Below are 12,274 nucleotides of genomic sequence, written 5' to 3' on the forward strand. Positions count from 1 at the left end.
CATTCTTGTTTTTAATTGATGATAAATTTGACGCCCAGGCCGAACTGCGTACTGAACAGTCCCACCTTGCTGCCCCAGAGACAGCGCTCTCTAATGGAGGCGAGTAGCACGATACGGTCGGTAATGTAACTCTCCAATTCCAGCGTGACCGCCCCTCCATAGATGAAGGCGTCCTTTGTCGTGAGCAGTGAGCCGTCGGGCAACTGCTTGTCGCCCCAGTTCACCGTTTCATAACCGGCAAGGGCGGAGCCGCCGATGGAAAGGAAGAAGGTCTTGGACGGATCGGAGAGGAATTTCAGGAAATAGCCGCCCTCCAGCGTGAACTGGGCACGGGGAATCTGCATATCCCGGTATCCGTAGCTCTTCTGAAGATATTCCGCACCGACCACCCAACGGTTCGCGTGCTTGGTATAGGTCGACATCGCGATACCTGTGTAGAAATCCACCGGCTTGCCGAAACCGTCCGTGAAACCTCCCCTCAGTTCTATCCCCCGCATACCGGGCAGACAGCGTTGGGCGTTTGCCTGTCCCCCGAAGAGGACAAGCATTGCCGCAACTATGATAAACATGTACTTTTTCATGGTCATTTCACTTTAAGTTCGTTGATGACCTTTGCCCGGACGATATCCTCGTTCTCCACCGTGAACGACTGGTGGCGTCCGCCGTTTTTCTCATGCAGTTCCACAACCAGCATCTTGTCATCGGGAATCGTGAACTTGTCCAGCGTGAAAACGGTACGTTCGTCCTTCTTTCCGGCCACCACGGTGGCGTAGTTATACGCCCTGAGCGGGAAGATGACCTGCTCCTGGATAGCCGTGCGCTTCATGACCTTCTTGTCGACAATCTTGAACGTGATAAAATCGATATCGAAAGGCACGTGTGAGGTGTTGCAGAGCTGCGTGTGGAAATAGAGCAGCCCGTTGTGGGTGTACAGTCCGCGAAGCAGGTACTGGATGCCGAAAGACTTGCTGCCGATATGCTTGATGTTGCGCTTGTTGTCCTTATGGATGGCCTCCATAATCAGACGCACCAGTTTCGGCGACTCGCTGCCCAAATCCTGCAAATAGATGTCGAGGGCATTGTTCGGACGGTTTACCGTGCTTCCGTCATGGATAAAGTCTTTCATCTCAACGCTCAGAAGCAGCGGTTCTTCTGCGTATTTCACGTTGAAGGTGTAGAAACTCCCGCTTTCGGTAATGACCGAGAAATTGGTTTCCTCCCTGAAATTCCTGACTGTGGCCTTGACACGGATAACATTCTCCGCCCCGTCCGCCTTTCCGGCAATCAGGTGCGGGGAACCGAGGTCCACATAGCGCACCGCCGACGGGAAGATAATGTGTGTGGTCTTGTCATAAGTCACTTCCAGACCATACGGCGGAATCAGCCTGTCAAACGTCAGCTTGCGTGTCAGGCCGTGGTACAAGTCCCCCTCTGTCTCCATCCGGGGATAGGCCTCTTTGGTCAATTTCACGGAATTGTCGGTTGGGCACTCCGTTTTCCCGTTCACTTTGTCCGTTTCCTGTGCGAAAGCACTCATCGTCATGCCCAGCATGAGGGCAAACATTACAATTACTTTGTTCATACGCTTAAAAATTAAATGGTGAATAATCAGTTGTTTTTCTTTTGGCTCAACATCAGAGTATAGCCTGATTTGAGATGTACCTTTTCCTCCCGCAGTTTTTTGGAGACATATTGCGACACCCCTTGAATCGCCCCCTTGCCGAGTTCCGATAACAGTTGGTCCCCCGCAGACTGGTTGGTGATGGAGATGCTCGTACCGAGGTTCTGCCCCAGATTGGCGGCCACCTCTTTCGCCGCGCTGACCTCCGCGGAATTAGGGATGTAGATGCCTTCCTGCCCGTCGGAGTCATAGACCGTCAACTCTACCGGGATAATCAATCCGCCGTATTCCAGCGAGACGATGCCGATGCCGAGCCGGTCGCCCTGGATACGCCCCGTACCAGTTACGAGGGTGTTGCGGGGCAGCAGGGTGTTTCCCGCACGCATCGGTTCCAGCAGGCGGAGCCGCACACTCTGACCGTTGAGTACGGTCTGGTCGCCATGTACGCAGATACGGATGGTGTTCTTCTCCGCAGCACCTCCGGTTCCTACCGGAGTGACGAAACCCCAGTTGCGGGATTCCGATAGTCCGGCGAGAATCCGCTCATCGCTCATGGGTTGCGAGAGGGAGGAAACGACCGGAACGGACACCTGTCCGATAGGTACGATGTCAGCCTTGCCGTCGGCTTTCTCCGGAGCTCTATCCGATGTTTCCCGGGCAGCACTGTTTTCCCCTGAGGTGTATTGGGCGGCGAGCTGGTAGGATTTCTCCAACAGGGCAACCTGCTCCTCGTAGGATGGCTGGATACTATGCTGCTGCACCATCGAATTGCGTAATTCCTCGACTTCCTTGCGCAAGGCCTCCTTTTCCGGGTCTTCTTTCGGCTCCTCGTAGAAATTGCCCAGAGTCCGGTTGATGTCCCGGTAAGCTGAGGTCGAAGATTGAAAAGAGCCGCTGCCACGGTAGGCCGTTCTGCCTGAAGACGCTGTTTCCGCTTTCGTCCCGCCTGCATCAAGAGAGAGAATTTCATCCTGCCCGGACAGCCGTACCGTGCTGTCCGGTTTTTCCGTACCGAAAGATAGTTCTTCGAGTGTGCGCATCTTCTCCTCCTGCTTGCGCCGCATCATATCCTGCTCGTAGGCCGTCTTCTTGTCCCCGACAATCCCGGCATTGCGGGGATCGGGCAGTTCGGTGTTGAACCCGACCGATTGCTCCTGCTCCTTCCTCTCTTTTTCGGAGGGCGCGAAAATCAGCCATAGGGAACCTGCGAATACGGCGAACATCAGCGCGAATACCAGGTACTTCTTCAAGTCCTGCTTCCGTTTGAGTTTATTTGCTTCCTGTGTCATCGCTAATCGAAATTAAATTGGTTAAAGAACTCTTCCATTTCCCGCTGTGTCCGCCGGGAGAGCGTGTCCGTACCGTGAGGCACGATGTCCGGCACACTGAGCGGTGTAATCTCAATCACCTTTTCCCGCCTTGCGTCTTCCCGGCCGATGTTATAGACCGCCCGGAAGAGCATATAGAAATTGACTCCGGCGAACACCACGACCATCCCGACGATGGCAGCCACCCGTTTTCCGGGTGTCAGACGGCCGCACATCCCGCGCAGTCCGTCATCCAGATAATCTCTGGCCTTGATAAATAATTTTCTCATGTTGTATTGAATTTTATCTGTCCGTCACACGCAGGTCCCGGTTTTCGATGACCTGAAAGGCTTCGAGGATGAAACCGTGCGGATTGTTGTCGCTCCGGTTTGAATTGAGCAGGCGGCCTTTTGTCACAAGGCTGCGTTCCGTAATGCTTTTCTCGCGGATAATCAGCTGCCGTGCGTATGTCATGACCTCATAGGGGTACACGTTGAAGTTGCACGCCATGCTGTCAATCTCCACACGCTGGTTGATACCGGCTGAAATGATACGGTTGTAGTATCCCTGCTCCGCCAAATCCCGGTAACGGGTATAGGCGGAACGGTCGGCCAGGAACAACGCCCGCCGTATGTTCTCCTCAATGGCACTCTTGTCCGGCGACAACGAGAAGAAAAGCTCATGGAAACGCCTGGTATGCTCCCGTGCCTCCACCGGCCTGTTCTGCGACAAATCCTGGGAGAGAGCCAGCATCAGCGATTTACCCTGGTCGAGTACATAAATCTTTTCGCGCTGCAACTCCGCAAAGCCGTATGCCTTCCACACGGAATAGCACATGACGGCGCAGCACATGCAGACGAACACGATTCCGAACAGGCGTATTTGCCTGAAGCTGCTCTCGATGTTGTTTAATGATTTGAACTCCATAATGAAAATTTTGATAGGTTATCTTTTAATCAGCCTGCCACCGATGTTGCCGATGACCGCACCAGCCGTTCCCGCCGCCACGGAGCCCGTACGTGCCGCTGCCTGGCTGACATTCCTGCCGTAGTTTCCTGCGCCTCCTCCGGCCTGCACGATCCAGTTCGCAACGGTGGGTATCGTGAAATACCCGATGATGCCGATGATGAGGAATGTGATATACACCGCATTGGAGCCGTCCGGAATGAACGTGGGGTCGGACAATTGTTCGATGTCCTGCCGGAGCATCAGCACCTGTATACGTGCCAGCACACTGCTGAAAAGGTCGCTGACCGGAAGCCACAGGTAGATGCTGATATAGCGGACGAACCACTGGGTGAGCGAGGCATGGAAGCCGTCCCAGACGGAAATGGCGAAGGAGATAGGTCCCAGTATCGAGAGGACGATCAGGAAGAACGTGCGGATGGTGTCTATCACGAGGGCCGCCGCCTGGAACATCAGCTCCAGCAACTCCCGGAAAAACGCCTGCACCGACCTTTTCATGTTATACATCGCCCGGTCTATATACATGCCGCACACTTCGATGGCGTCCAGCACGCCGAGTTCCTCCAGCCGTTTGTCGAACTCCTCCTTGTCCACCAGATAGGCCATCTCGGGATTGCGCTTCATCGCCTCGTATTCGAGCCGGTCCTTCTGCTCACGGTACTCGTTCATGTCGAATGTCTGGGTTTGCAAGATGTTGTTCGTCCCCTTGACCACAGGCGACAGCACGTTGTTGATGGTGCCCAGCACGACACTGGGAAAAAACATGATGCAGAATCCCAGCACGAACGGCCGGAGCAAGGGATACACGTCGACGGGTTCCGCCCTCGAAAGGGACTGCCATACCCGGTACGCGACATAAAACAGCGCGCCCAGCCCGGCGATGCCTTTCGCCACTCCCGTCATCTGGGAGCAGAGCGGCATCATGTCCTGGTACAGACTCCGCAGAATCTGGTGCAGGTTCTCAAAATCTATTGACAATAACATCATAACTCTTATGATTTTGAATGGTTACCAATAGCGTTCTGCCGGACTACCGTACAGGGCAAGGATACGGTCCTGATCGCTCTTCTTTTTCGCACGCAGGTAGGATACGCCGATATTCTTGTTCGTGTAATATTGCACAAGTCCCCGGTAGCTGTAAACCCGATTGTAGCAGAGGTCGATGACCTCCATGCGCTCCTTGTCGCTCATGGACAGACCGTTTTCGTTGACGATGTTCCTCAGGTCATTCAGGACATTGGCGGACTCTTCCAGCAGAATCGTATAGCCCGCCGCTATCGCACTGAGTTCCTCCGTACTGAAATAGGGATCGGATAGCATACGCTCGAAATTGGTCACGTAGATGTCCGTGATGTCCCCGACCATCAGGATGGTCTGCTGTACTTTCCGGGCATCCTTGACCAGATTCTTCACTTTCTTCAGACCGTCATAAAACTCTTTTCCCTGCTGGTAAATCTTGACGGTTTCCTGAAAATTCTTCACCATGTTCGTGGCCGTCGTGGAGGTCTGCACGATGTTTTTGGTGGCGTTGATGATGCCCTGGGCAAGGTTCGTGGGGTCGGTGACGACCCACTGTGCCCGGGAGGTATGCGTGATGAACAAAGCACCCACGCACAACATAAAAATCTTTAATCTCATACTGTTGAATTTTTAATGATTGATACTCTTTGTCTGCCGGTTCAAAAAGCGGGTTTCATCCCGCCTGACGATTGCTGTTTCGGGGGCAGCCGGGGCAGATGCGGGGCATGTTTCCGGTCCCCTTCCCGTGCATCGGTCTGTCTTTTCTTGGCGGAGAACAAGTTGTCCGCGTAAGGTTGCCGGCCGCATAGCCGGACAATCCTGTCGTCCAGCGACCGATAGGCTTCCTCTATCTGCTTTTCCAGCTCCGGCACAGGGCTGTCCGCACGGATACCGTGTTTTTCCAGGAAGCCGCCGTAACAGTCCTCTATCCGGCGCGGGTCCCATACAAGTCCGGCAAGTCTACTCAGTTCATCGTCCAACTCTTTGAGGTACTCATCCGGCACACGCGCTCCTTCGATGCTGTCCAGAGCCTTTTCAGACTTGCGTTCAAGGGTGGTTTCCATCTTTCCGATGGCTTCCATCAATTTCTTTTCCAGGTCTTTATCTCCCGTTTCAATCGCTTTCAGACACTCCTCGTTCAGTTTGGAGTACCTGTTGAAATCCTCCGCGAGTCCGTACCGGTACATGACATAATCCGACGGGAAAGTCCTGACAAGAATGAACTGGCAGAGCTGCCAGTCTGCCTTTCCCTCGTACTGCCGGTCGAGAATCCGGCGGGCGGCATCCACCTCTTCCGGTTCCGAACGGGGTATGCCGCATCCCGGATGACGTTCCACATAGGCATCGAGCATAAAGGCGTGCATGGCGAGCATACCGTGTATGCCGTCGGCTTCCTCAACCGGAAGGGAGGCAAGAGTGCCTTCCTGCTGCATGAACCAAGTGGATTTCAGGCTTTCCATCGCAGCCAGGATATCCTTGTCCGCCGCATCTTCCGGAGTAAGTATGAAATTCTTCCTCGCTATCCCCAGGGCTATTTCTTCGGGGATATCGTAAGACCCGGCATAAGTATCCAGCAGGCCCTTCAGTCCTTTTATGTCCCTGTTTTCCAGCATTTCCATTGTTTCTTTCCGAATGGCTCTCAACTGCTCGTAACCGATTCCGTTACGCGCCCGCCATTGCCATTCATGCGCCCAGTCTCTTAATCCCATATCCGTATTGCTTTAGTTGGTTGATGATGATTTTCCCTCCCGTTTGCTTGCCGCAAGCTGCCTGATGGCAAGCTCGATATTGCCCCCGAGTTTCTCGATCAGGCGCATGAGTTCCAGCTTTTCCGTTTCTTCGGTGGTGTAGCAGTAATACTCGTCGAGCGATACCTCTGTGGCGTACACGGCAGACTGGGAGCCGCCAAGCCCTATCCAGACCTCCTTGTACCTGCGGGAAGGGTTGTTGGCCATATTGATGGAGAGGATTTGCGCGCGTTCCTTGTCGGTCAGCCCCAGCAGGGCCTGTATCGAATCGAACTTGTTGGCATACTTCCGCTGGTCCAGCAGAATCTTGCAGTCGCTGTTGTTGATGATCGTACCTTTCACGATGTCCGAGGAGATGATGTCCTCGACCTCCTGCGTGACGACCACGGCTTCGCCGAAGAACTTTCTGACCGTCTTAAAGAGGTATTTCAGATATTCCGCCATGCCCTCCTTGCTGATGGCCTTCCACGCCTCTTCCAAAAGGATCATCTTACGGATACCTTTCAACCTGCGCATCTTGTTGATGAAGGTTTCCATGATGATGATGGTTACAATGGGGAATAAAACCTTGTTGTCCTTAATGTTATCCAACTCGAAGACGATGAACCGCTTGCCCAGCAAATCCAGTTGTTTGTCTGAGTTCAACAGAAAATCATACTCCCCGCCGCGATAATAGGGTTCGAGGACATTCAGGAAATTGAAGACATCAAAATCCTTCTCCCTTGTCCGTTTCTCCTTCAGTATCTCCTGATACTCGTCCCGGATAAACTCATAGAAGGTATTGAACGAGGGAACCAGCCTGCCGTCCGTGCGTATCTTCTCCAGAAAGAGATTCACCGCGTTGGAGAGGGCGACTTCCTCGGCCCGTGTCGGCGGTTCGTCATCCCGTTTCCAAAGGGTGAGGATAAGCGTCTTGATGCTCTCCTTTTTCTCTATGTCGAAAACGCCGTCTTCCACATAGAAGGGATTGAAGGCAATCGGGTCGTTCTCCTCGTAGGTGAAGTAGATACCGTCCTCGCCACCGGTCTTGTTGTGAATCAGGTTGCAAAGCCCCTGGTAGGAGTTTCCGGTGTCTATCAGCAGGACGTGTGTTCCCTGCTCGTAGTATTGCCTAACCATGTGGTTGGTAAAGAACGACTTGCCGGAGCCGCTCGGCCCTAAAATAAATTTGTTGCGGTTGGTAATCACGCCTTTGCGCATCGGCAAATCCGAAATGTCAAGATGGACGGGTTTGCCAGTCAGACGATCCACCATGCGGATACCGAACGGGGAAAGCGAATCCCTGGAACAGCTCTCTCCGATGAAGAAACAGAGAGCCTGTTCGATGAAAGTGTAATAACTCTCCTCGAAAGGGAAATCCCCCGCATTTCCGGGGATGGCCGCCCAGAACAAGGTCGGGGTATCGACGGTGTTATGGCGGGGCTTGCACTCCATCAGCGCAAGCTGGCTTCCCACATCGTTCTTGACCTGTTTGAGCCTGTTGCGGTCGTCACTCCATGCCAACACGTTGCAATGCGCACGGATGGAGGTCAGCCCGAGGCTGTGCGCCTCATTGAGATATTCCTCAATCCATTCACGGTTGATCTGGTTGCTGCGGCTGTACCGTGACAGCGAGTGCATGTTGCGCGCCTGCTTCTCGAACTTCTTCAGGTTCTCGGCCGGGTCGTCGATAAAGAGATACTGGTTCACGATGTGGTTGCACGTGAGCAGTACCCCGATGGGAGCCGCGAACGAAAGACGGCAGTCGCTCCGGTCGGTGGACAGGCGTTCATAGCGCATGTCCGTCGCCACCTTGCCCGGCAAATCGTCCGTATCGGACAGGGTGTGCAGGCAGAGGCAGTTGTCGCCGACCTTCATCTCTGCGGCCCCGAGCGTGAGGTCCTGCAAGCAGGTCGTTTCCTCCTGCGAGAGCGAGAAATACTTCTCGATGATGCCCGCGCTGTTTTCCGTCCCGGTAATTTCGTCTTTCCGCATCCGCGTGATACGGACAAAGCCGCTGTCGTTGATGATGCGCTCAAACTGGTCGCAACTCTCCAGGAAACGTGTCACCGTATCCTTGTCCTGCATCTCTTTCGGAATGATGAAATTCCGGGTGAGTGCCGTGAAATTGCTTTGGGTACGGCTACGTTCCTTCGTCGTCTTGGTCAGAAAGAGGTAGCTTGTGTGCCTCAAATACGGTCGCTCATTGAAATGCCTTTCAAAGGAACGGGAGAGGAAACTGAGGTCGTCCCTTTGGATGTCGGGCGTGTAGTTCTCCTCGATGAACCAGTCTTGCCGGTGCACGATGCTGTAATTCGGCAATACCTTTACCGCTTTCGCCCATGCCGAGTGGATGGCCTCGTATTCGTTCCGCGTCACCGTGAAGAGTTCGGGCAGTTCCACCTTATAGGCTACCGTAATATCCGCGTCCTTGCTGATGATGCAGTCGTGTTCCACCGCCAGAATCGGAAACTTGCTTTCCAGCGTGGCTGCTTGCATTACATTTCTCATGCGCTTCGTGTGTTATGGTTACGGGAAAACAACCGGAAGAAAGCCCTCCGGTTGATGATGTACCGGGGATGGCTGCCGCGGGCCTGCAACTTCATCAGACCGTACTCTCCGAACCTGGCATTGAGGTGGAATGTGCCCCATACCAGCAGAGAGGCCGACAGGATACCGAATGCGATGCAGGTCCATTGTCCCACTCCGGCCATGTACATGACTACGAAAATCACGAACACGGCGAGCAGTCCGCCCGCAAAGACAAACAGGTACATGCTCTTCAATCCTTTGAACTCAGGACTGCGGCCGATTCCCTTGTTGATAGAATACTCCGCCATATTACAGGAAGAATGAGCGTAAGATGGTCGCTGCCACAATCAGGAAAATACACGCCCCGAACCAGCTGGCCGCCGTCTTCGAGGTGTCGGGGTCGCCGGACGAGAATTTTGAATAGACCTTGACCCCTCCGATCAAGCCGACCACGGCCCCGATTGCATAAATCAGTTTGGTTGCGGGATCGAAATAGGAAGTGACCATGTTGGTCGCCTCGACGATACCGCCGACTCCGTTACCCTGGGCGAAAGCCCCTGTTGCCGCAAGCAGCATGGCTGCCGAAAAAATGACTCTCTTTTTCATTGTCGAAAACTTTAAATTGTGAGACAAAATTTGATTTCGACAGCGAATATATAGGCTTTAATTTGTTGATTTACAAAGCTGACGATGCGTTACACCGGATGTCATCACGTTACATCGGAAGTGGTCAATAAAGAAAGATTTAGGACCTATACTCAATAATACAGACAATCACGATTTATCTTTGGATGTAGAAAATCTTTAATTATCGTTTTCTTATTGTTATATGCATTATCTTTGTGATTCAAAGTTTTACATTAAAATGAGTACATATCCTAATATCTATGTAGACGAAGCTGGTAATACAGGATCGGATATTCTGAATCCAGACCAACCTTATTTTGTATTGTCAGCAGTTCACTTTTCCGATGAAGAGTTGCAACAAATTCAAAAAGACATTCCCTATGATAAGGAACTTCATTTTGTTGAAATGAAGAAAAGTATAAAAGGGCGTTTGACGATTAAGAAGATACTGCAACATTCATTGATGAACGAAGACCATATTTCGTTTGAATTTATAGATAAGCAGTTCTGTATATATGCTCAAATTGTTGACATGACAATAGAGCCTGTTTTTTATTTCATCTATAAAGAAGATTTATATAAAAAACGGGGGAATATTATTTTGGCGAATTGTCTATATATTTTCTGCCGTAATCATTCTAATCAAGAGGCAGTTAGTGATTTTCTACATTCTTTTGAAGAAATGATGAGGGAACAAACAGAAGAGAGTATAGAAGATTTCTATTTGAATGTAGATATTCTCTCCAGTATATCCGATGAACCTTTAATTGATATTCTATCGCATATCAGTTTGAGTCGACGTATTTTGGATAATGTACTGATTGAGGATAACAAATACTGTTTAGATACTACTGTGACTTCTTTATTATGTATGGTCGATCATTGGTATAAAAAGTTGAAAATAAAAATAAATGTTATAACAGATGACTCCAAGCCAATAAAATCAAGTTTAGATATAATTGAACAATTATCAAAGATAAACGAGAAACAACAGCTTGTCGGATATGATACGCGAAAGCATCTTTTTCCTTTACCCATCAACTCTCTTTCAATGGTTGATTCCAAAATTAATTTTGGTGTACAATTGGCAGATTTGATAGCCAGTTCAATTTCTTTCATATGGAATGATACTACAGTCAAGTATAAAAAGTTCCAAGAGGAATTAAAGACAATGTCTTTTTTCCAACTTAAAGGATACCCTATAAATCCTGCAACTTCGGATTTTTTGGAACAAACAGTAGATGATTCAAATGATAGTAGCCCAGTGGATTTTATTATTAGTAATTTATCTAAAAAAAATATTTGAGGAGCTCAATACAGAAAGAACTCCTCAAATATATTATACGAACTTATCCCAATCAAACTTTTCCTCCGATTCCGGCGGTGCTTCCTTTTTCCGTTGCGGCAAAGGCTCACCGTATTCGTCCAAACACTCCTTGAAAAGACTCTCCACCAGTTCGATGTTACTCACTTCGGTGGTGAAAAAATCGAATATCTCGGTCTGCCGGATGTCGTATATCGACTTGACGGTACGGATAACCTTTTCATCGTTCGTATTGCGGTTTTCCTCCGTCAACACGCCGACAGCATTCATCATGTCCTCGTAGGTCATACCCGTGGAAAAGTCCTCGTCCACTTCCGACACGTAATCCGACATCAGTTCCGCTTTCTCTTCTTCGGACAATCCGCCCGGAGGGTTACCGGTAAAAGTGGATTCCACATCATCCGCGGCAATATCCTCCTCTTCTTCCATCTCCTCCGCCGGAGGAAGCGGCTCGCTACGGGCCGGAACCTTGCAGGCGATTTCCGGATCTTCCAGATAGACGATATTCGTCTTGCCGATGACCTCGTTGTCATCATCCTTCGAAGCGGTGACCGGCTCAGTCGGTTTCTCTTTCTTCTTGGGAAGATATTTTACCATATCCTCCCACAAGCCGTATATCCGTTGCCTGAACAGAAAAATCCACAGGCGATAAAAGAGATACCCGCAGCATACCGTCTTGACACTGAAATAAAAATAGGTTTCCATGGCTACAACGGTTTAGAAAGTTCCCGACTGTACATTTCATTGATCTCTTCCCAATGCCGCTCTATATGGTCACCCAGGATATTGCTGATGTAACTGGCGATGCTGACCTCCGGCGCGATAAGCGGCAGGAAGCGTTTGATACGTTCGTATATATCCCGGTTGATATAGGTCTGCGAACGGTTAGGACTCGGCGTATTGACCAGAAAAAGCTCCCGGTAATCCGAACCGCTTTCCTTTTTTCGTCGGTTCCTGACTGACTTCGGTTGCTCCGAGACCTCTCTTTCCGCCGGAGCGTCAGAGATATTTTCCGGTTCGGCTGTTGCGGCTTTTTTCGGTGCAGGTTCAGTTTCCTTCCGTTCCGTATCCCTTCCATACAGGGGGATATCGCTCGTCATCATTCCTTTGAGGAGGTCTTCATCCACCTCGACTATTTTCTTTGCCATAC

The 12,274-nt window shown here is 51.0% G+C and carries 14 protein-coding genes; 1 reads left to right on the top strand and 13 read right to left on the bottom strand.

The features are described from left to right. Window positions 1–11 precede the first annotated feature (11 nt). From DWW03_RS10540 to DWW03_RS10590, 11 genes are read right to left on the bottom strand one after another with little or no spacing between them, the layout of a single operon-like run. Window positions 12–581 (bottom strand): conjugal transfer protein TraO, encoded by a 570-nt coding sequence (locus tag DWW03_RS10540; RefSeq protein ID WP_118404232.1) that lies wholly within the window; start codon window positions 579–581, stop codon window positions 12–14. Window positions 582–583: 2 nt separating this feature from the next. Beyond that, window positions 584–1,582 carry a conjugative transposon protein TraN gene (gene traN / locus DWW03_RS10545; protein WP_118404233.1) on the bottom strand — a complete coding sequence of 333 codons (999 nt, stop codon included), beginning with the start codon at window positions 1,580–1,582 and terminating at the stop codon, window positions 584–586. 26 nt (window positions 1,583–1,608) lie between these two features. Then, entirely contained in the window at window positions 1,609–2,910 is a 1,302-nt protein-coding gene (gene traM, locus DWW03_RS10550) for a conjugative transposon protein TraM (RefSeq protein ID WP_118404234.1), read from the bottom strand. A gap of 2 nt (window positions 2,911–2,912) precedes the next feature. Continuing rightward, the gene (locus DWW03_RS10555; protein WP_005834178.1) at window positions 2,913–3,218 is read right to left on the bottom strand and encodes a TraL conjugative transposon family protein; all 306 of its coding nucleotides are present in this window, start codon (window positions 3,216–3,218) and stop codon (window positions 2,913–2,915) included. Window positions 3,219–3,231: 13 nt separating this feature from the next. Beyond that, entirely contained in the window at window positions 3,232–3,855 is a 624-nt protein-coding gene (gene traK / locus DWW03_RS10560) for a conjugative transposon protein TraK (protein ID WP_005834176.1), read from the bottom strand. 18 nt (window positions 3,856–3,873) lie between these two features. Next, entirely contained in the window at window positions 3,874–4,881 is a 1,008-nt protein-coding gene (traJ, locus tag DWW03_RS10565) for a conjugative transposon protein TraJ (protein WP_005834173.1), read from the bottom strand. A gap of 21 nt (window positions 4,882–4,902) precedes the next feature. Continuing rightward, the gene (locus DWW03_RS10570; protein WP_118404235.1) at window positions 4,903–5,532 is read right to left on the bottom strand and encodes a DUF4141 domain-containing protein; all 630 of its coding nucleotides are present in this window, start codon (window positions 5,530–5,532) and stop codon (window positions 4,903–4,905) included. 41 nt (window positions 5,533–5,573) lie between these two features. Further along, window positions 5,574–6,623, bottom strand: a complete 1,050-nt coding sequence (locus DWW03_RS10575) for a hypothetical protein (RefSeq protein WP_118404236.1) — start codon at window positions 6,621–6,623, stop codon at window positions 5,574–5,576. Between the two features lie 12 nt (window positions 6,624–6,635). Further along, window positions 6,636–9,152, bottom strand: coding sequence for a TraG family conjugative transposon ATPase (locus DWW03_RS10580; RefSeq protein ID WP_118404237.1), 2,517 nt, complete (start codon window positions 9,150–9,152; stop codon window positions 6,636–6,638). After that, window positions 9,149–9,481 (bottom strand): DUF4133 domain-containing protein, encoded by a 333-nt coding sequence (locus DWW03_RS10585; protein WP_118404238.1) that lies wholly within the window; start codon window positions 9,479–9,481, stop codon window positions 9,149–9,151. The genes DWW03_RS10580 and DWW03_RS10585 overlap by 4 nt, the downstream gene beginning before the upstream one ends. 1 nt (window position 9,482) lies before the next feature. After that, window positions 9,483–9,779, bottom strand: coding sequence for a DUF4134 domain-containing protein (locus tag DWW03_RS10590; RefSeq protein ID WP_005834163.1), 297 nt, complete (start codon window positions 9,777–9,779; stop codon window positions 9,483–9,485). 259 nt (window positions 9,780–10,038) lie between these two features. On the opposite strand from DWW03_RS10590, the gene DWW03_RS10595 reads away from it, so the two are divergent. After that, window positions 10,039–11,106, top strand: coding sequence for a DUF3800 domain-containing protein (locus tag DWW03_RS10595; protein ID WP_181989622.1), 1,068 nt, complete (start codon window positions 10,039–10,041; stop codon window positions 11,104–11,106). A 33-nt stretch (window positions 11,107–11,139) separates the two neighbouring features. Here DWW03_RS10595 and DWW03_RS10600 read toward each other — a convergent pair whose 3' ends face one another. Further along, entirely contained in the window at window positions 11,140–11,829 is a 690-nt protein-coding gene (locus tag DWW03_RS10600) for a DUF4122 family protein (RefSeq protein WP_118404240.1), read from the bottom strand. Window positions 11,830–11,831: 2 nt separating this feature from the next. After that, window positions 11,832–12,272 (bottom strand): DUF3408 domain-containing protein, encoded by a 441-nt coding sequence (locus tag DWW03_RS10605; protein ID WP_118404289.1) that lies wholly within the window; start codon window positions 12,270–12,272, stop codon window positions 11,832–11,834. Window positions 12,273–12,274: the final 2 nt, after the last annotated feature.

This window comes from Alistipes sp. AF14-19 (assembly GCF_003461645.1).
Taxonomy (GTDB): domain Bacteria; phylum Bacteroidota; class Bacteroidia; order Bacteroidales; family Rikenellaceae; genus Alistipes; species Alistipes shahii.